At 73.6% G+C, this 19108-nt stretch carries 17 protein-coding genes and 3 pseudogenes; 14 read left to right on the top strand and 6 right to left on the bottom strand.

Annotated elements, in window-relative coordinates:
- Nucleotides 1-221 precede the first annotated feature (221 nt).
- Both ACWGJ5_RS01305 and ACWGJ5_RS01310 read left to right on the top strand, forming a co-directional pair.
- Complete coding sequence (locus tag ACWGJ5_RS01305) at nucleotides 222-3398, top strand: bifunctional cytochrome P450/NADPH--P450 reductase (protein ID WP_453307731.1); 3177 nt, start codon at nucleotides 222-224, stop codon at nucleotides 3396-3398.
- A gap of 102 nt (nucleotides 3399-3500) precedes the next feature.
- Nucleotides 3501-4790: an ROK family protein gene (locus ACWGJ5_RS01310; protein WP_453307732.1), complete on the top strand. Its 1290-nt coding sequence runs from the start codon at nucleotides 3501-3503 to the stop codon at nucleotides 4788-4790.
- Nucleotides 4791-4936: 146 nt separating this feature from the next.
- Here ACWGJ5_RS01310 and ACWGJ5_RS01315 read toward each other — a convergent pair whose 3' ends face one another.
- Entirely contained in the window at nucleotides 4937-5113 is a 177-nt protein-coding gene (locus tag ACWGJ5_RS01315) for a hypothetical protein (protein ID WP_453307733.1), read from the bottom strand.
- Between the two features lie 32 nt (nucleotides 5114-5145).
- Nucleotides 5146-6177: an SDR family oxidoreductase gene (locus ACWGJ5_RS01320; protein WP_453307734.1), complete on the bottom strand. Its 1032-nt coding sequence runs from the start codon at nucleotides 6175-6177 to the stop codon at nucleotides 5146-5148.
- A gap of 177 nt (nucleotides 6178-6354) precedes the next feature.
- On the opposite strand from ACWGJ5_RS01320, the gene ACWGJ5_RS01325 reads away from it, so the two are divergent.
- Nucleotides 6355-7233: an alpha/beta fold hydrolase gene (locus tag ACWGJ5_RS01325; protein WP_453307735.1), complete on the top strand. Its 879-nt coding sequence runs from the start codon at nucleotides 6355-6357 to the stop codon at nucleotides 7231-7233.
- A gap of 228 nt (nucleotides 7234-7461) precedes the next feature.
- On the opposite strand, the pseudogene ACWGJ5_RS01330 reads toward ACWGJ5_RS01325, so the two are convergent.
- Nucleotides 7462-8071, bottom strand: a pseudogene (locus ACWGJ5_RS01330) (HAD family hydrolase).
- Between the two features lie 105 nt (nucleotides 8072-8176).
- Complete coding sequence (locus tag ACWGJ5_RS01335; RefSeq protein ID WP_453307736.1) at nucleotides 8177-9220, bottom strand: PHP domain-containing protein; 1044 nt, start codon at nucleotides 9218-9220, stop codon at nucleotides 8177-8179.
- Between the two features lie 128 nt (nucleotides 9221-9348).
- Between ACWGJ5_RS01335 and ACWGJ5_RS01340 the strand changes: the two are divergent.
- From ACWGJ5_RS01340 to ACWGJ5_RS01355, 4 genes and pseudogenes are all read left to right on the top strand, one after another.
- Nucleotides 9349-9474, top strand: a pseudogene (locus ACWGJ5_RS01340) (SDR family oxidoreductase); the annotation flags it as partial.
- A 7-nt stretch (nucleotides 9475-9481) separates the two neighbouring features.
- Nucleotides 9482-9628 (top strand): annotated as a pseudogene (locus ACWGJ5_RS01345) (DNA topoisomerase IB); the annotation flags it as partial.
- A gap of 11 nt (nucleotides 9629-9639) precedes the next feature.
- Nucleotides 9640-10404, top strand: a complete 765-nt coding sequence (locus ACWGJ5_RS01350) for a hypothetical protein (protein WP_453307737.1) — start codon at nucleotides 9640-9642, stop codon at nucleotides 10402-10404.
- Nucleotides 10307-10528: a hypothetical protein gene (locus tag ACWGJ5_RS01355; RefSeq protein ID WP_453308248.1), complete on the top strand. Its 222-nt coding sequence runs from the start codon at nucleotides 10307-10309 to the stop codon at nucleotides 10526-10528. The genes ACWGJ5_RS01350 and ACWGJ5_RS01355 overlap by 98 nt, the downstream gene beginning before the upstream one ends.
- Before the next feature lie 12 nt (nucleotides 10529-10540).
- Here ACWGJ5_RS01355 and ACWGJ5_RS01360 read toward each other — a convergent pair whose 3' ends face one another.
- Nucleotides 10541-11776 carry a lectin gene (locus ACWGJ5_RS01360; RefSeq protein WP_453307738.1) on the bottom strand — a complete coding sequence of 412 codons (1236 nt, stop codon included), beginning with the start codon at nucleotides 11774-11776 and terminating at the stop codon, nucleotides 10541-10543.
- 106 nt (nucleotides 11777-11882) lie between these two features.
- A complete protein-coding gene (locus ACWGJ5_RS01365; protein WP_453307739.1) occupies nucleotides 11883-12440 on the bottom strand; it encodes a VanZ family protein in 558 nt (185 codons plus the stop codon).
- A 239-nt stretch (nucleotides 12441-12679) separates the two neighbouring features.
- Between ACWGJ5_RS01365 and ACWGJ5_RS01370 the strand changes: the two genes are divergently transcribed.
- From ACWGJ5_RS01370 to ACWGJ5_RS01400, 7 genes are all read left to right on the top strand, one after another.
- Nucleotides 12680-12874 carry a hypothetical protein gene (locus ACWGJ5_RS01370; RefSeq protein WP_453307740.1) on the top strand — a complete coding sequence of 65 codons (195 nt, stop codon included), beginning with the start codon at nucleotides 12680-12682 and terminating at the stop codon, nucleotides 12872-12874.
- Nucleotides 12871-13323, top strand: a complete 453-nt coding sequence (locus tag ACWGJ5_RS01375) for an MrpF/PhaF family protein (protein WP_453307741.1) — start codon at nucleotides 12871-12873, stop codon at nucleotides 13321-13323. The genes ACWGJ5_RS01370 and ACWGJ5_RS01375 overlap by 4 nt, the downstream gene beginning before the upstream one ends.
- A 258-nt stretch (nucleotides 13324-13581) precedes the next feature.
- A complete protein-coding gene (locus tag ACWGJ5_RS01380; protein ID WP_228623726.1) occupies nucleotides 13582-13845 on the top strand; it encodes a Na(+)/H(+) antiporter subunit B in 264 nt (87 codons plus the stop codon).
- A complete protein-coding gene (locus tag ACWGJ5_RS01385) occupies nucleotides 13842-14579 on the top strand; it encodes an MnhB domain-containing protein (protein WP_453307742.1) in 738 nt (245 codons plus the stop codon). Before ACWGJ5_RS01380 ends, ACWGJ5_RS01385 begins: the two co-directional genes overlap by 4 nt.
- Nucleotides 14580-14587: 8 nt before the next feature.
- Entirely contained in the window at nucleotides 14588-14935 is a 348-nt protein-coding gene (locus ACWGJ5_RS01390; RefSeq protein ID WP_453308249.1) for a sodium:proton antiporter, read from the top strand.
- Nucleotides 14935-16707, top strand: coding sequence for a complex I subunit 5 family protein (locus ACWGJ5_RS01395; RefSeq protein WP_453307743.1), 1773 nt, complete (start codon nucleotides 14935-14937; stop codon nucleotides 16705-16707). The genes ACWGJ5_RS01390 and ACWGJ5_RS01395 overlap by 1 nt, the downstream gene beginning before the upstream one ends.
- Nucleotides 16708-16894: 187 nt before the next feature.
- Nucleotides 16895-19102, top strand: a complete 2208-nt coding sequence (locus tag ACWGJ5_RS01400; protein ID WP_453307744.1) for an ArnT family glycosyltransferase — start codon at nucleotides 16895-16897, stop codon at nucleotides 19100-19102.
- Nucleotides 19103-19108 lie beyond the last annotated feature (6 nt).

A 19108-nucleotide genomic window follows, 5' to 3' on the forward strand; every position in this document is an offset into this window, starting at 1 on the left:
CCCCTCATACAAGACGAAGATCCAGGTCAGCGGCAAACCGTGCGGCCCCGGTGCGCGTTGCCAAGACCTTGGGCCGCTGTCGGCGCAAGGCCCGCGACCGAGATTTGACTGCGCGATCGTGTAGTGCCGGGGAACGGACCCGCACCGCCGCTCGCCCACCCTGGAACGCAGTACTCGGTTACCGCGAGTACTCCGATACCGCGAAAGGCAGTTGTCGCGCCATGTCCCCCACCGCACTGCACCCCGACCCCGCCGGGACCCTGCCCGGCGTCCCCGTCGTCGACATCACCGCCACCGGTCCCGGCCGCACCCCCCTCCAGCAGGTCATGGACCTGATGCGCAGCCACGGCCCGGTGCTCGTGCGCCGGCTGCACGGCCGGGACGTGCTGTTCGTCGCCGACGCCGGCCTGGTCGCGGACCTCGCCGACGAACAGCGGTTCGCCAAGCACGTCGGGCCCGCGCTGGAGAACGTGCGCTCCTTCGCCGCCGACGGCCTGTTCACGGCGTACAACGACGAGCCCAACTGGGCCAAGGCGCACGACATCCTGATGCCCGCCTTCGCACTCGGCTCGATGCGCACCTACCACCCGGTGATGCTCAAGGTGGCCCGCCGGCTCATCGACTCCTGGGACCGCGCGGCCCGGGACGGGCGGGCCGTGAACGTGCCGGACGACATGACCCGCATGACCCTCGACACCATCGGCCTGGCCGGGTTCGGCTACGACTTCGGCTCCTTCGAGCGCGGCGAGCCGCACCCCTTCGTGGAGTCGATGGTCCGCTGCCTGGAGTGGAGCATGCACCGGCTCGCCCGCACCCCGGGCCAGGACCACTCCGCCGCCGACGCGGCCTTCCGGGCCGATGCCGACTACCTCGCCCAGGTCGTCGACGACGTCATCGCCTCCCGCGCGGGCACCGACCAGAGCGGCGCCGAGGACCTGCTCGGGCTGATGCTCAGCGCTCCGCACCCGGCCGACGGCACCACCCTGGACGCCGCCAACATCCGCAACCAGGTGATCACCTTCCTCATCGCCGGCCACGAGACGACCTCCGGCGCGATGTCCTTCGCCCTGTACTACCTGGCCAAGCACCCCGCCGTGCTGCGGCTGGTGCAGCGCGAGACCGATGCACTGTGGGGCGGCGCGGCCGACCCCGAACCGTCGTACGACGACATCGGCCGGCTCACCTACACCCGTCAGGTGCTGAACGAGGCACTGCGGTTGTGGCCGACGGCCGCCGCCTTCGGCCGGCACGCCCGGGAGGACACCCTCCTCGGCGGGCGGATCCCGCTCGCGGCCGGCCAGGCCGTCACCGTGCTCACTCCGATGCTGCACCGGCAGCCCGTGTGGGGCGACAACCCGGAGCTGTTCGACCCCGAGCGGTTCACCGCCGAGGCGGAGGCGGCCCGTCCGGTGCACGCCTTCAAACCCTTCGGCACCGGTGAACGCGCCTGTATCGGGCGGCAGTTCGCGCTGCACGAGGCCACCATGCTGCTCGCCATGCTGGTCCACCGCTACCGGCTGCACGACCACGCCGGCTACCGGCTCACCGTGAAGGAGACCCTCACCCTCAAGCCCGAGGACTTCACCCTCACACTGACCCCGCGCACCCCCGCCGACCGCGTGCACGCCCCGCTGCCGGGCGGCATCCCCGCGCGGACCGACGCGGGCCCCGCCCCGGAGACGCTGCCCGCCCGGGTCCGTCCCGGCACCGGCGCCCTCTTCCTGCACGGCAGCAACTACGGCACCTGCCGTGCCTTCGCCGCCCAGCTCGCCGACGAGGCCGCCGCCGTCGGCTGTGCCACCGACGTCGCCGCCCTGGACGCGTACGCGGACGGGCTGCCCACGGACCGGGCGGTCGTCATCACCGCCGCGTCCTACAACGGCCACCCCACCGACGACGCCCGCGCGTTCACCGCCTGGCTCGACGACACCCCCGACCTGACCGGCGTGACCTACGCCGTCCTCGGCGTCGGCGACCGCAACTGGTCCGCCACCTACCAGCAGGTCCCCACCCGCATCGACGCCCGCCTGGCCGAGCTCGGCGCCACCCGCCTGACCGACCGGACCGCCGCCGACGCCTCCGGCGATCTCACCGGTAGGGTCCGGGAGTTCACGGCCCGGCTGCGCACCGCGCTGCTGACGGAGTACGGCGACCCCGACGCCGGTACCGGGGAGGCGGAGCCCGCGACGGCGTACGAGGTCCGCACGCTGACCGGCGGCCCGCTGGACGCCCTCGCCGCCCGGCACGAGCTGGTCCCGATGACCGTCACCGAGGCGTACGACCTCACCGCGCCCGCACACCCGCGCACCAAGCGGTTCCTGCGCATCGCGCTGCCCGAGGGCGTCACCCACCGCACCGCCGACCACCTGACCGTGCTGCCCGCCAACGCCCCGGACCTGGTCGACCGCGCCGTTGCCGCGTACGGCCTCGACCCCGACGCCGTCCTGGACGTCCGGGCCACCCGCCCGAGCCGCGCCGGCCTCGCCGTGGACCGCCCGCTCACCGTACGGCAACTCCTCACGCACCACGTCGAGTTGCAGCAGCGGCCGACGCCCCGGCAGCTGGCCCTGCTCGCCGAGGCCAACCCCTGCCCGCCCGAGCGCGCCGCCCTCGCCGCCCTGCCCGGCGACGATCCGCGCACCCTGCTCGAACTCGCCGAGGACCACCCCGCCCTGCGCGGCGCCCTGGGCTGGCCGCTCCTGCTCGACCTGCTGACCCCGCTGCGGCCGCGCACCTACTCGGTGTCCTCCTCGCCGGCCGTCGACGCGGGCCACGTGGACCTCATGGTCTCCGTGCTGGACGTCCCCGCCCGCTCCGGGAAGGGCCGCTACCGGGGCACCGGCTCCGGCCACCTGGCGACCCTCGGTCCCGGCGACACCGTGTACGCCCGCGTCCAGCCCTGCCGTGAGGCCTTCCGGATCGACGGCTCGGCACCGGTCGTGATGGTCGCCGCCGGCACCGGGCTCGCCCCGTTCCGCGGCGCCGTCGCCGACCGCGTCGTGGCCCGCGCCGCAGGCACCGAACTCCCGCCCGCGCTGCTGTACTTCGGCTGCGACGCCCCCGACGCCGACTTCCTGCACGCCGGAGAGCTGCGGGGCGCCGAGGAGGCCGGCGCGGTCTCGCTGCGCCCGGCCTTCAGTGCCGCGCCCGAGAACGGGGCCGCCTTCGTGCAGCACCGCATCGCCGGCGAGGCCGACGAGGTCTGGGCCCTGCTGGACGCCGGCGCCCGGGTGTACGTCTGCGGCGACGGCGCCCGGATGGCCCCCGGCGTCCGCGAGGCCTTCCGCACGCTGTACCGGGAACGGACGCCGGGTGGCGACGAGGCGGCGGCCGGGCGTTGGCTCGACTCGCTGGTGGCCGAGGGGCGTTACGTGGAGGACGTGTACGCGGCGGGGTGAGCCGCTTTGCTCAGATCGTGAACTAAGGGTTGGTGGAATCTCGCCTTCCGCCTGTCTGAAGGGGTATGTTGCAGGTCGGGCAGGGTTCGTGAAGGGAGCGGCATGGCGGGGCGTAACGGGCGCACGGTACGCGACCTCAGGCGGGGCAACCGCACGGCGGTGCTGCAGAAGCTGTACTTCGACGGCCCCCTCAGCCGCTTCGAGCTGGGCCCGGCCACCGGCCTGAGCTCCGGCTCGGTCAGCAACGTGGTCGCCGACCTGGTCGCGGACGGTCTGGTCGAGGAGGCCGGCAGTGTCGACTCCGACGGCGGCCGGCCCCGCACCCTGCTGCGCGTCGCCCCGGACAGCGGACAGATGATCGGCGTCGACGTCGGCGAAACCCGCGTCCGGGTCGAGCTGTTCGACCTGGCCCTGACCGAACTCGCCCGCACCGAACGCCGGTTGGTCCCGCATGGCTACGACGCCGAGGTGATCGCCGGACACATCCGCGACGGCATCGCCGAGGTGCTCGGCGCCGAACAGGCCGTGCCCGAGCGGCTGCTCGGCGTCGGAGTCGGCGTCCCCGGCATCGTCGAGCACACCCCGGAGCAGGGCGCCGTCGTCCACGGGCAGACCATCGGCTGGGACGCCGTCCCGCTGGAGCAGCTGCTCCGCTCCGCCTCCCGGCTCCCGGACGAGGTCCCGTACTTCATCGACAACGGCGCCAGGACGCTGGGCCAGGCCGAGATGTGGTTCGGCGCGGGACGCGGTGCCCGCAACGCCGTGGTCGTACTGTTCGGCTCCGGCGTCGGCGCCTGCGTGGTCACCCCCGAGGTGGAGAACGGGCGGGCGGTGGAGTGGGGGCACCTGACCGTGCGGGTGCGCGGGCGCCGCTGCCGCTGCGGCGCGCCGGGCTGCCTGGAGGCCTATGCGGGCGCCGAGTCGCTGCTCGACCGCTGGCGGGAGGAGGGTGGACGGCCGCCCGAGGGCACCGACGAGGAGACGGCGCTCACCGCGATGCTCGCCGCCGCATATCCGGCCGAGGGAGCCGAGCACGACCCCGTCGCGCTGGCCGTCCTGGAGGAGACAGCCGAGTACGTCGGCGCCGGCCTGTCCGACCTGATCAACCTCTTCCGGCCCGAGCGGATCCTCATCGGCGGCTGGGCCGGCCTCCAGCTGGGCGCCCGCTTCCTGCCGGCCGTACGCCGGCACGCGGCGACGTACGCCCTGCGTCATCCGGGCGACAAGGTCACCATCGACCTCGGGCGGCTCGGCTCGGACGCGGTCACCGTCGGCGCGGCCATCCTGCCTCTGGCCGACTTCTTCGCCAGCGGCGGCCGCCGCCCGGAACCGGTCACCGAGGGTCGCCTGCCGGCGTGGCGAGCGGCACTTCGGGAGAGGGTGCCGCGCTGAACGACCGGTGCCCCGAGCGCCCCGAGGAGGCGCGGGGCCGTGTCCGACACGCGGCTGCCGCCACGTGGGCGGGACCACGGGGGCGACCAGCCACGACGGCGCCGCACACGACCGACTGCCTTCCCCGGCACCGCGCAGCCCGCTGCTCAGGCCGACGGTTCGTCCGCGTCGGGTGCGTCGTCCGCCGGGATCGCGTCCTGCTCGCGCGGCTTGTCCGGCTTGACCTCCCACGGGTCCTCGCCCGCGCCCGCCTGCTGGTCGGGCATGTCCCTGGGGACCGGGCCCGTGTCGTGGCCCGGCTCCGGCTCTCGTTGTGCGGCCATGGCGTACTCCCCTCGGCCCGGGCGGGGGCGGGTCAGCCGACCTTGCGCCCGCGCATCGGCTCGGTGTCCATCCCCGCGCCCTTCTGCAGGCCGTCGAGGAACTCCTGCAGCACTTCGGTCGCCGTACGCCGCGGCTGCCATTCCAGCTCGGTCCGCGCCCGGCCGCAATCCATCAGCGGCAGCCGCAGCACGGCGTCGAACAGGTGCGGTGAGGCCGGAAGCAGATGCAGCCCCCAGGCCGCGGCGATCGCCGACCGGGCCGCCGAACGCGGCAGCCGTACCGGGCGGCTGCCCAGCAGCTCGGCGAGCACGCCGGCGTCGAGCGGCGGGTCCGCGGCGAGGTTGAAGGCGCCCCGCGCGCCGTCCGGGTGCACGGCGAGCCGGTAGGCCTCGGCGGCGTCGTCCGTGTGCAACGCCTGCACGGTGAGCCCCGGGACGTCCGGCAGGAACGGCAGCAGCTCCGGCCGGACCAGCGGACCCGGCAGGAACCGCCCGCCGAAGATCCTCCGCTGCTCGCTCGCCGACTGCCACTTGAACAGGAACGCCGGGCGCATCCGCACCACCCGCACCTCGGGGTGGTCCCGCTCGAACACGTCCAGCGTGCGCTCCAGATAGGCCTTCTCCCGGCAGTAGGCGGCGTCCGGCCAGCCGTGCGTCGGCCAGGACTCGTCCACCGCGCGGTCCTTCGGGCCGGGCGAGTACGCACCCACGGACGAGGCGTGCACCAGCACCGGCACCCGCGCCGCGGCGACCGCCTCGAACACCCGGATGCCGCCGAGGACATTGGTCCGCCAGGTGACCGCCGGATCGTGCGTCGGCTGGAACGCCCAGGCCAGATGGACGACGGCGTCGGCGCCCTCGAAGCGCTCGGCGAGGTTCGCCTGTTCGGAGGCGATGTCGACCGCGGACCACTCGGTCTTCGGCGGCGACCAGGCCGGCGTACGCCGGGCCAGTCCGCGCACCGACTTGATCTGCGGGTCCTCGGAGAGCAACCGCACCACACTCGTGCCGACATTGCCGGTGGCACCCGTGACGACGACCCTGATGCCCGCTGCGCTGCTCACCTTCGGCTCCTCTCGGCACACGCTCCGGGGAATGGGCCGGGTACCCGGGCCCGGGCGCGCGCACACCCGGGCCATGACATGGCAGGTAATCGACCGGTGCGGGCGATCCGGGGAGCATCGAGGACGTCGGTGCGACCCAGAGCGTCGCACCAGGTCCCACCGCCGAGGAGGCACCCCATGCCGTATTTCGATAGCCCCGTCGACGGCACGCGTCTGCACTACACCGACCACGGTCCGGCCACCGGCCCGGTCGCCGTCTTCGTGGCCAGCGCCTACCTCGGCCAGGAGATGTGGGAGTACCAGACGCTGCCGCTCGCGGAGGCCGGATTCCGCTGCGTCGCGCTGGACCGGCGGGGACACGGACGCTCCGAGGACACCTGGAGCGGGTACGACCTCGACACCCTCGCCGACGACCTCCACGGCCTGCTCGACCACCTGGACGTATGCGAGGTCACCCTCGTCGGGCACTCCGTCGGCACCGCCGAGGTGATCCGCTGCCTCACCCGGCACGGCACCGCACGCGTGGCCCGTGCCGCCCTCGTCGCCGGGGTCAGCCCCGGCCTGGTCCGCTCGCCGAACCTCCCGGAGGGCATCGACCCGGCGGCCGTACGCGCCGACGAGGAGTCCTTCCGGCGTGACCGGGCCGCCTGGTTCACGCACTTCGCGGACGACTTCTTCGCTGTCCAGCAGCCCGGCAACGACGTCTCCCCGGCCTACGTCCGCCATCTGATCGGCCGCTGCATGGTCGCCACGCCCCGTGCCGCGACCGCGGTCCGGGCCGTCGTCGCCGCACTGGACATCGCCGCCGAGCTGCCCGCGCTGGACCTCCCGGTGCTGGTCGTGCACGGCACCCACGACACCTCGGCGCCGTCGGCACTCACCGGTGAACGCGTGGCCCGGCTGCTGCCGGGCGCCGTCCTGAAGATGTACGAGAACGGCGGCCACGGCCTGTTCGCCACGCACGCCGCCCGGCTCACGGCCGACCTGCGGGAGTTCATCGGGGCCGGGACCCTGGACACCCGCGAACTCGTCGGTGCCGGAGCAGCCCGCCGGTGAACACGAAAGAGCCCCGGCCGTGACGGGGGATTCACGACCGGGGCGGTCAGGTGGCGGGCACGGATGGCGGTCGCCTCTCGGCGAAAGGCTCCACAGGGCTTCAGCCGAACGATCGTCCCTGTGGGCAGAAGGTGAGGCCCGGGGACACTGTCCCATCCGTACCCACGGTTGGTTCAACGGGCAACCACTCCATGGTGTTCCGGTCGGTCATGTGACCTGTGCCACTCCCTATGATGCTCGCCCCGGCGGGCTTTCGTCGAGCCGTTCGAGCAGTTCGGCGGGGTCCGCGTAGACGGCCGCCGCCCCGGCCCCCCAGGTCGGCCCGGGGAATCCCGCCGCACAGCACGCCCACACAGCGCACCCCGGCCTCGCTGCCCGCCCGCATGTCCCACACGGTGTCCCCGGCGAACACCGCCCGCGAGGCCGGCACCCCGGCCGGTCCCAGCGCGTGCTCCACGGGCTCCGGGGCGGGTTTGCCCTCCTGCACGTCCTCCGCGCTCGCGGTGTCCGCGATCGCGTCGTCGGCGTCGACGGCCTGGCGCAGCGCGCCCAGCTCGGCGCCGCCCGCCGAGGTGGCGAGGGCGACCGTCCAGCCGTCCCGGTGCAGCCGGCGCAGCAGTCCCCCGGCCTTCGGCAGGGCGGGCGGCCGGTCGAAGTACTGGCCGTACAGCGTCTTGTGCGCGGTTCTCAGCTCCCCGTCCCGGTCCTTGTCGCGGCCGTCACCGAGCAGGTGGGCGATCAGGTCCGCGGAGCCGAGGCCGACGGCCCGGTGCACCGCGTGCATGGGCACGTCGTGCCCGGCCTGCCGGAACGCCTCCCACCAGGTGACGACGTGCAGATGGCTGGTGTTGACGAGGGTCCCGTCGACATCGAAGACGGCGGCGCGGTCCCTCCGGGGTCCCTTCCTGGCTCTCGCTGCGCGCCGGGTACCACGCCGGGCGGGTCAGGAACCCGCCACGCGTGCCGGGACCCGGCCCTCCCGGGTCCAGTCCAGCAGCTCGTCGGCGGACCAGGTCGTCACCACCCGCTCGGCGGGCACCCCGCACTCCTCGGCGCGGGCGCAGCCGAGGATCTGCCAGTCGAGCTGGCCGGGCGCGTGCGCGTCGGTGTCGACGGAGAACAGCACCCCCGCCTCCACGGCCCGGCGCAGCAGCCGGCGGGGCGGGTCCAGCCGCTCGGGACGGCTGTTGATCTCCACGGCCGTACCGGACTCGGCGCAGGCCGCGAACACCGCGTCCGCGTCGAACTCCGACTCCGGCCGCCCGCGGCCCGTCACCAGCCGCCCCGTGCAGTGCCCGAGCACATCGGCGTGCGGATCGCGTACGGCGGCCACCATCCGGCGGGTCATCGAGCGGGCGTCCATCCGCAGCTTGGAGTGCACCGACACCACGACCACGTCCAGCCGCTGCAGCAACTCCGGCTCCTGGTCCAGCGAGCCGTCCTCGAGGATGTCGCACTCGATGCCGGTGAGCAGCCGGAACGGCGCCCACCGCGCGTTCAGCTCCGCCACCACCGCCAGCTGCTCCCGCAGTCGCTCCGGCGACAGGCCGCGGGCCACGGTCAGCCGGGGGGAGTGGTCGGTCAGGGCGGTCCACTCGTGTCCGAGCTCGGCCGCCGCCCGGCCCATCTCCTCGATCGGGCTCCCTCCGTCGGACCAGTCCGAATGGGTGTGACAGTCCCCCCGGACCAGCGCCCGCAACTCCGCCCCGGCGCCCTCCGCCCCGACCGACGCCCCGGCCTCCTCCTCCAGCTTCCGCAGATAACCGGGCACCTCCCCGGCCAACGCCTCCCGCACCACCTGCGCGGTCTTGGGCCCCACCCCTTTGAGTGCCTCGAGCGTCCCGGCCGCCGCCCGCTCGGACACCTCGTCCGCGGGCAGGACGGCCAACGTCCGCGAGGCGGTCCGAAAGGCCTTCACCCGGTAGGTGGGCGCGAGCGACCGCTCCAGCAGAAAGGCGATCCGGTCGAGCGCAGCAACGGGATCCATGCAACCAAGGTTCCCTCAGACGCCCCGACGGCGCGCGGGGCCGTATCGATGAGCGGCTCCGCCGCGTGGGCGCGAGCAACCGCAACGCACCCGCAGCCCCGCACGCACCGCGCCCTGCACGGCGCAATGTCGCCTTCCTGGCGAGCCCGGACGCCTCGTACGTCACCGGCGCCTCCTGGAGCGTCGACGGCGGCATGCTGCGGATGGGCCCCCAGGCCGGTTCCCACCCGGCCGCCGACGACTGGCGCCGGCCCTGGGACCATGCGGCTGCGGACGAGTTCCTGCGACGGGCCCGGCTACCGCCGCATCCGCTGCGGCCAGCGCTTTTGCTGCACCGACACCGCCGGCCGGCCCCTCACCGACGCCGGGGAGCTCGCCCGGATCCGGGCCCCGGCCATCCCGCCCGCATGGCGTGAGGTGTGGATCTGTCCCTGGCCGGGCGGCCGCCTCCAGGCCGTCGGCACGGACGACGCCGGGCGGCGCCAGTACCTGTACCACGAGCGGTTCTGGCCGCACAGGAGGAGGCCAAGCACGAGCACGTACGGCAGGTCGCGCGGGCCCCGCCCGAGCTGCGGGCCGAGGTCGCCGTCGACCTCGCGGGGCGCGGGCCCACCCCGATCAGGATCACCGCCTGCGCGGTCCGCCTGCTGGACCTCGGCTTCTTCCGCATCGGCAGCGACCGGCACACCCGCTTCAGGGAGACGCACGGCCTGACGACCATGCTCCGCGAGCACGTCGGCCGCGGCCGGGGCGAGATCACCTTCAGCTATCCGGCCGAGGGCGGCGTGGAGACGGTCCGCGCCCTCGTCGACCAACAGCTCCGCACCGTCGCCCGGGCGCTGCTGCGGCGCCCGCGCGGCGGCGACCGCTTCCTCGCCCACCACGCGCGGGGCCGCTGGCACTGTCCGGGCAACACACCGGCGGTGTGCCGGTCCTCCTGCACCGCCCCGGCCGTCTTCGAGCTGTTCGAACCCAGGGGGCGGTCGAGGCGGCGGTTCTTGATCTCCTGGACGGCTTCGGTGGATGACTCATCGGGACGCGATGCGTTCTACGCTCTATTGCATGACCGAACAAGGAGCTCCCTACATCTCCCATCCACGGGTCCTGGTGCACGGGGTGTGCCCGGGCAAGCCCGGCGAGCCGCCCTTCAGGATCATGGAGATCGACGGTCAGGTCATCGGTGAGGCCAGGACCGTCACCGACGTACTGGAGGCCGCCGCCTCGTACGGCATCACCATCCACGACCTGGACGACCCCGACATGGTCCGCTGGGTCGGTGGTGGCAAGTACACCTGGACGCTGCACTGAGCGGCGCGCGGCTCAGCCGACCGTCCACTTCTGGTTGGCGCCGCCCGTGCACGTCCAGATCTGCAGGCGTGTGCCGTTGGCCGAGTTGTTCCCGGTCACGTCGAGGCACTTGTTCGCCTGCGGGTTGACGATGTCGTGCGCCCCGGTGACGGTCCACTTCTGGTTCGGGCCGCCGGTGCAGTCCCACAGCTGGACGGTCGAGCCGTCGGCGGTGCCGTTGCCGGTGACGTCCAGGCACTTGCCGAGCGCCCGGATCGTGCCGTCCGGGCCGACCGTCCACTGTTGCGCGGCCGTGCCGTTGCAGTCGTAGAGCTGCACCGGTGTTCCGTTCGCCGAGTTCGCGCCGGCCACGTCCACGCACTTGCCGGCCAGGCCCCGTATCGGCACCCCGGCCGCGCTGTCGCTCGTCGTCACCGACACCGAGTCCACCACCAGCTGCTGCGGGAACTGGGTACTGCCGTCCGGGTCGCCGGGCCAGTAGCCGCCGACGGCCAGGTTCAGGATCAGGAAGAACGGCTTGTTGTCGAACACCCAGGTCTTTCCGCCCAGGTCGGCGGGCGTGCGCCGCTCGTAGACGGTGCCGTCCACGGACCAGGTGATCGAGCCGGGTGCCCAGTCGACGGCGAAGGTGTGGAAGCCGTCCGCGAAGGCCTGTCCGTTCGGCAGGCTGTAGGCCGCGCCGATGCCGCCGGAGCCGGAGTAGCCGGGGCCGTGGATGGTGCCGTGCACGGTCGAGGGTTCGAAGCCGACGTTCTCCATCACGTCGATCTCGCCCGAGTCGGGCCAGTTCACGGGCGTGCCGAGCATCCAGAACGCCGGCCACATGCCCTGCCCGCGCGGGATCTTCATCCGCGCCTCGACGTGCCCGTACTGGGCGTTGAACTTCCCGGCCGTGTTCAGCCGGGCCGAGGTGTACTGGCAGCTGCCGTACCAGCACTGGTAACCGGCCGGGTTCTCCTTGCGGGCCGTGATCACCAGGTGGCCCTGGCCGTCCAGGGCCGCGTTGTTCGTCCCGGAGGTGTAGTACTCCCGTTCGTGGTTGTTGACGTTGTCGCCGGTCTCCAGATTCCACTTCGAGGAGTCGACCGCGGAGCCGGCGGGCCCGTCGAAGGTGTCGGAGAAGGTGGTGACGGTCGCCGCGGCCGGCGCGGCGGCCTGGGCCCGCGCCGGACCGACGGCGGCGGAACCGACCAGCGCCGCGGACAGGGCGGCGAGGAGACATCTGCGGAGCAAGCGTGAGGAGGCCATGGCTCTCCGTTCTGCGTGGGGGGTGGGACGCCTCTTGATTTAAGGAGTGAGAAAAGAGGTCGTCAATACCCTGGTTCAGACCAGTCCTTGACGATCCATCAGCCGATCACTTGGGCTTCGGCTCGCGCACGCGCCGGTGCACCGCCCGCCCGAGCCGCCGTCCCAGCAGCAGCCGGCCGAGCAGCGCCCCGGCGGTGTTGAGCAGGACGTCGTCGATGTCGAAGGCCCGCCCGGTGACCAGCGCGCCCTGTGCCAGCTCCACCGTCAGCATCACCAGCGCCGTGAACGCCAGTACCCGCAGCGTCCCTCGGGCACGCGGCGCGAGGACCGGCACCAGCACCCCGAACGGGGTTCCGAGGAGCAGGTTCCCGCCGATCTGCCGCACCGCGTCCACCGTCCGCGCCCGCTCCAGGTAGGCCCGCAGAGAGCGGCCGGGGTGCAGATTGCTGTGCGTCAGATGCGCCGAGGCGGGTGACGGCTCCAGCGTGATCCGGGCCAGCGCGACCGCGAACGCCACCATGAACACGAAGGCCACCAGCATCGCCGAGAGCCGCAGGGCGAGGGGCAGCGCGTGCCGCTCGGCGGGCCGACGGGTCTTTGCGGTCGGCGCCCGCTTCCCGGGTGCGCTCAGCAGCGCGGGCAGCCGCGGGACGGTTCGGGCCATGCGGTCCTCCAGTGGTGAACTCCCCTGGGTCGTGGACCGGTTACCCGGCAACCGGCCCGGGATGCCGTCGCCCGGGCGGCTTCGGGCGCACAACGGGTTTCCGTTCACGCTCCCGGGGCACTCCGGCTGCGGATCCGCGTGCCGCCGCCCCTCAGGGGCCCGGCGGTGCTTGGATGCCCCGAGCGGCACACCGGACAATTCGCAGTGCATGTGAGCAGAGCGGACCGAGGAGGTGGTCGATGACCCGGCGTACGGCCCCCCGCACGGCCCTCCTCGCCCTCGGTGAACTCCTCGCCTGGTGGGGGGCGCTGATACTGCTGTGGCTGGTGCTCATCACACCGGTCTACCTCCTGGAGTGGGTCGTCGGCGGGAGCTCGGCGGCCCTCGGGGCGCTGCTGGCACGGGCCGGCCGACGGGCGGTGACCTGGCGGTGAACGGCTGGATCCTCGCGGCGACCGTCGAACTGGGCGGGGGAGGGGCGGCCGCCCTGTGGGGTGTCACCACCGGGGGGCCGGCCCGCCGGGTCGTCGCCCAGAACATGACCACCTCGGCCCTGTGCCCGGCCCTGCTGCTGCTCTCCCAGGGCTACGGTCGCCCGGCCTACGTCGACCTCGCCCTGCTGCTGGCCCTGCTCGGCCCGGTCGGCACGCTCGTCTTCGCCCGGCTCCTCTCCGACGACCTGGAAGGGGAACGGCCGAGCGCCTGGGCGCTGACCTGGACCGCCGCCGCACTGGGCGCGGTGGTCGTGGCCGCCGTCTGCGCCGCCACCGGCCCCGGCCGCGCCATGGTGAAGCTCCTGGTCATCGGTGCCCTCCTGATCAGCGGCAACGTCATCGCCTCACGCGCCCTGTCCGGTGGGTTCCGGGGGGTACGGGGTGGCTGACATCCACTGGGGCGAAGCCCAGGAGCGGGCGAGGGCGGGTGCGTTCGCGCGGCCTTGCACGGCGACGGCTGTGCGGGCCGACGCGCGGCAGGCGTGCGGGCCGGCCGTAGCGCTGGTGGGACGGTCGCACAGACGCGTGGCGGTTCATCTGCTCGCCGGGCGGTCGCCGGAGCGCGGGGCGGGCCCGGTGTCACCGCTCCGGACGAAGGCTTACGCGGTGGCTGACGAACCGTCGGCAGGCGCGAGCGGAGGTGTGGCGTGGACGATGCCGTGATCGTCGTGGCCCTGCTGCTGATGGCCGGCTCCGCCACCGCCGCCGTGGTCCAGCGCGACCCCGCACGGCAGGCACTGGTGCTGTCCGTGCTCGGGTCCGTGCTGGCCGTCCTGTTCACCGTGCTCCAGGCCCCGGACGTCGGCCTGTCCCAGCTGGCCGTCGGCTCCGCGCTCACCCCGCTGCTGATCATGCTGAGCGTGCGCAAGGTCAGACGCCGCGGTCGCCCGGAGGACGGTGGTGCGAAGTGAAGCGGCTGCGGCTCGCCCTGCTGGCCCTCGGCGGCGCCGGCCTGGCCGCTCTGTTCGTCGCCGCCTGCCTCGACCTGCCGGGCTTCGGCGGCCGGAGCCATCCGTACGGCACCCGGGCCGTGCACGCCTCCCTCACCCGGCACACCGCCAACACCATCGCCTCCGTCAACTTCGACCAGCGCGCCTACGACACCCTCGGCGAGATGAGCATCCTGTTCGCGGCCGTGCTCGGCTGCGTCGTGCTGCTGCGCCAGGCCCGTGACGAGCACCGGGCCCAGCCGCAACCCGCCGAGGTGGCCCGGCCGGTCCGCCGCTACGCCCTGATCGTGCTGCCCGTCGCCCTGGTCACCGGCCTCTACGTCATCGCCCACGGCCAGCTCAGCCCCGGCGGCGGCTTCCAGGGCGGAGTCGTCGCCGCGACCGCCCTGCACCTGCTGTACCTCGGCGCCGACTACCGCGCGCTGGAGCGCATCCGCCCGCTCGCCGTCTACGAGACCTCCGACGCCCTCGCCGTCTCCTCCTACCTCGTGCTGGGCCTCGCCGGGGTCCTGGCCGGCACCGCCTTCCTGGCCAACACGCTGCTGCCGTACGGCACCTTCAACACCCTGTCCTCCGGCGGCACCGTCCCCCTGCTGAACGCGGCCATCGGCATCGAGGTGGCGAGCGCGGTCGTCGTGCTGCTCGCAAACTTCCTCGACCAGGCCGTCGAGATCGAGGAGGAGCAAGGGAGTTGACCACCGTGATGCACGTCCTTCCCTACCTGGTCGCCGCCTACGTCTTCCTGACCGGCTGCTACGGCCTCGCCACCAGCCGCAACCTCATCCACGCCGTCGGCTGTCTCGCGGTCTGCCAGTCCTCCACCTACGTCCTGCTGTTGGCGGTCGGCTACCGGGACGGCGCCACCGCACCCGTCTTCTCCGACATCGAGCCCGGCTCCCGGCCGGTGGTCGACCCGGTCGTCCAGGCGCTCACCCTCACCGACATCGTCGTCGGCGCCACCGTCACCGCGCTGCTGCTCGCCCTCGTCCTGCAGATCGCCAAACGGCACGGCACGGTCGACCCCGACGAACTGCGGGAGCTGCGCGGCTGATGCACCATCTGCTCCCACTGCTCGTCGCGCTCCCCCTGCTCGGCGCCGCCCTGCTGGTGGTCGTCGGCCGCCATCTGCCCCGGACCGCCGCCGAGATCACCGGCTTCGTGGTCTCCGGCGGTACGGCCGCCCTCGCGCTGGTGCTGCTGCTGAACTCCTCGCCGCCGATGGTCGAGTGGGTCGGCGGCTGGCTGCCCGTCGGCGGCGAGAGCGTCGGCATCGTCGTGGTCGGCGACGGCCCCTCGCTCGGCATGGCCGCGCTCGTCTCCCTGCTGACACTGGCCGCCCTCGCCTACTCCTGGCGCTACTTCGACGAACCGCCGCGCGGTCACCCCGGCGCCTTCACCGCGCTGATGCTGCTGTTCCAGGGCGCCATGTGCGGGTTCGTCATCGCCGGCGACCTGTTCAACGCGTTCGTCTTCTTCGAGCTGATGAGCGTCACCGCGTACGCGCTCACCGGCTACCGCATCGACGACCCGAAGGCCGTACAGGGCGCGCTGACCTTCGGCGTCGTCAACTCCCTCGGCGCCTACGCCATGTTGATGGGCATCGGCCTGCTGTACGCCCGTACCGGCGAGCTGGCCATGGCGAAGATCGGGCGCGGTCTCGACGCGGCGGCCGGACACGGCGGAGCGGACGGGCTGGTCCTCGCCTCCTTCGTCCTCGTGCTGACAGGGCTGCTGGTGAAGGCGGCCGCCGTGCCCTTCCACTTCTGGCTCCCGGACGCCCACGCGGTCGCCCCCACCCCGGTGTGCATGCTGCTGTCCGGGGTGATGGTCGAACTCGGCGTCTACGGCGTCTGGCGGGTGTACGGCACCGTCTTCGCCGGCCCCGGCGGCATCCCCGCCGCCGATCTGACCCGGGCCCTGGTGACGCTCGGCGCGCTCACGGCCGCGGCCGGCGCCGTCATGTGCTGGTACCAACGGCACATCAAGCGCCTCCTGGCCTATTCCACCGTCGCCCACACGGGCCTGTTCCTCGTGGGCATCGGCGTCCTCACCCCCCAGGGCGACGACGGGGTCGCCCTCTACATCCTCGGGCACGCCGGAGTGAAGGCCGCGCTGTTCGCCTGCGCGGGCGTCCTGCTCGACCGCTACGGCTGCCTCGACGAGCACACGCTGCACGGCCGGGCCCGCGAAATGCGCGCGACCGCGGTGATGTTCGCCGTCGGCGGCCTCGGCCTCGCGGGCCTGCCCCCGTTCGGTACGGGCCTGGGCAAGGCGGTCACCGAGGAGGCGGTCGGCGGCCCGCTCACCGTGGTGTACGTGGCCGCCTCCGCGGTCACCGCCGGCGCCGTCCTGCGGGTCACCGCACGCGTGTTCCGCGGCCTCGGGCCGCGACCCGAGGAGGCCGACGCCGACCTGGAGACCAGCGGATCCGAGGAGGAGCCCGAGACGACCGGCCCGCTGAGGCGGATCCCGGACACCATGAGGACGGTCCCCGCCGTGCTGCTCGCCGCCGCCCTCGCCGTCGGAGCGGTCCCCGGATTCGGCGACCTGGTGGCCCGTTCCGTCAACGAGGCCGGGTCGGGCGGCGCCCAGTCCTCGGCGCAGTGGACGGTGCACGGCGTCCTGCTCGGCCTGGCCTCCACCGCACTGGCCGTCGCCCTCGCCGGCCTCGCGGTGACCCGACCGCACTGGACCGCCGCCCCCGACTGGTCCCGGCCCCTGCGCCGGCTGCAGTCCGGCCATGTCGGCGACTACGTGGCCTGGCTGCTGATGGGCGCCACGGTGCTGGGAGTGCTGGCCCTGCCGGCGGTGCTCGGCGGCTGACCGGCACCTGTGCGACGGCTGTCGGATTCCTGTGTACGGCGGAATCCAGCCGCAGGCAATGAACGTGCTTTTCTGATGCAAATTCAAAGTAGTGTGACTAAAGAGATTCTCTGGGTGTGGTGAGAGTTTCCTTGAAGGGAGCCGCTACGGCGTGGTCGAGGCGCGCGGTTGACGAAGACTGCTGCGCATGGCCACGAACGTCCTCGACGCAACCGCGTCCACCGGTGCCGCCCGTCGCGCACTCTGGCGATCACCGGCGGACGAGCCCGTGTACGCGCGCCCTGCGCTGCTGCTCCTCACCGTGCTCGCCGCCGTTCTCTACGGCTGGGGCATCGACCACAGCCAGTACCACACGTTCTACGCGAGCGCCGCCCGCAGCATGACGGAGAGCTGGAAGGCGTTCTTCTACGGCTCTTTCGACCCCGGGAATTCCATCACGCTCGACAAGTTGCCGGGATTCCTGTGGCCGCAGGCGCTCTCCGCACGGCTTTTCGGATTCCATCCCTGGGCGCTGGTACTGCCGCAGGTCCTGGAGGGAGTGGCGAGTCTGCTCGTCCTCCACCGCCTGGTGCGCCGCTGGGCGGGTGTGAACGCGGCGCTGATCGCCTGCACGGCCTTCCTGGTGACCCCCGTGGCGGTCGGGTTGTTCCGCACCGCGGTCGAGGACCCCGCGTTCACGCTGTGCCTGCTGCTGGCGGCCGAGGCCACCGGACGCGCCGCCCGCGACGGCCGGCTGCGCCCGCTGCTGGCGGCCGGTTTCTGGGTCGGGCTCGGCTTCCAGGCCAAGATGCTGGAGGCGTGGGCCGTACTGCCGGCGCTCGCGCTGGTCCACCTGCTGTCCGCACCCCTCACGCTGCGCCGGCGTCTGCTGCACCTCGGCGTGTCCGCCCTGGTGATGACCGCCGTGTCGGCGTCCTGGATCCTCGCCGTCACCCTCGCCCCGGCCAAGGACCGGCCGTACGTGGACGGCACCACCAACAACTCCGCGTTCAGCATGGTGGTCGGCTACAACTTCCTGAACCGTTTCTCCTCGCTCGGCATCAGCGCGGCCGCCACGGGCAGCGTGAGCGCGACCCAGGGCGGCGGAGGCGGCCATACCCGCGCCGGACAGGCCTTCGGCGGCGCGGGTGGCACGGGTGGCACGGGTGCCGGCCTCGTCCGGGACCCTCGTGGACCCGCACTCACCCCGGCCACCGCCGGGCCGGGTGCGGGCCCACTGGGCGCCGGCGGGTTCGCCGGGGGCCAGAACGGCTGGTCGAAGATGTTCGGCACGGCGCTCGCCTCGCAGACCGGCTGGTTCTACCCCGTCGCCGCGGTGGCCGCGGTCTGCGGACTGCTGTGGTGCCGGGGACGGCCGCGCACCGACCGGCTGCGCGCCGGATACGTCCTGTGGACCGCCTGGCTCGCTGTGTACTTCCTGGTCTTCAGCGCCGGCAGCGTCGGCGGCCACACGTACTACATGGGCGTGATCGCGGTACCGCTCGCCGCGCTCACCGGCGCCGGAAGCGTGCAGATGTGGCGCGCCCACCGGGCCGGCGGGCGCCGCGCCTGGGCCCTGCCGGGCGCGGTCGCGGCGACGGCCGCCTGGAGTGCGTATCTCGCGGGCCGGTTCCCGTCGTTCCTGCCCTGGCTGGCCCCCGCGGTGGCCGTGCTCGGCATCGCCGCGGTGGTGCTGCTCCTCCTCGCCCGGCCCGGTCGGCCGCGCGCCGCGGGCCACCTCGCGCTCGCCGGGCCGGCCGCCGCCCTGGCCGCCCTGCTCCTCGCGCCGAGCGCGTGGGCGGTACAGGTCTTCAACCCGGTCTACCGCACCTCCGTCATGGGCGCGGTCGGCCCGTCCGCCATGAACCGCGGCCCCGGGGCGGCCCGCTCGGGACCCGGTCGGTTCGGCCGGGCGGCCTGGGCCGGCGGCCGGATGCCCGGGCGGGCGGCCCCCGGCGTGCGCGGCTCGGGCCGGGGCGGTTCCGTCGGCGCGGACGGCAGCGGCTCACTGACCGCGGACCAGCGCCGGTTGCTCGACTACGCCCGCGCGCACCAGGGCTCCGCCACCTACGTGTTCGCGGCAGCCGGCTGGAGCGCAGCGTCGCCGTACATCCTGGCGACCGGTGCCCACGTGCTGCCGCTCGGCGGATTCAGCGGCCGTGTGCCGTTTCCCACCCGGGCGCGGTTCCGGCGGCTGGTCGACGACGGAAAGCTGCGGTACGTGCTGCTGGGCGGCGGCCGCGGCACGCGCCCGGCTCTCGCAGGCACCGGGAAGACGGCCGCCGCGCAGATCACCGCCTGGGTGCGGTCCGCCTGCACCGAGGTCCCGGCCTCGGCCTACGGCGGGACGACTTCGTTCGGCGACGCGCGCACGGCCACCGCGCAGACCCTCTACCGATGCGGCCCCAGTCGGTAGCATGAT

This window comes from Streptomyces sp. NPDC054783 (genome assembly GCF_053611725.1).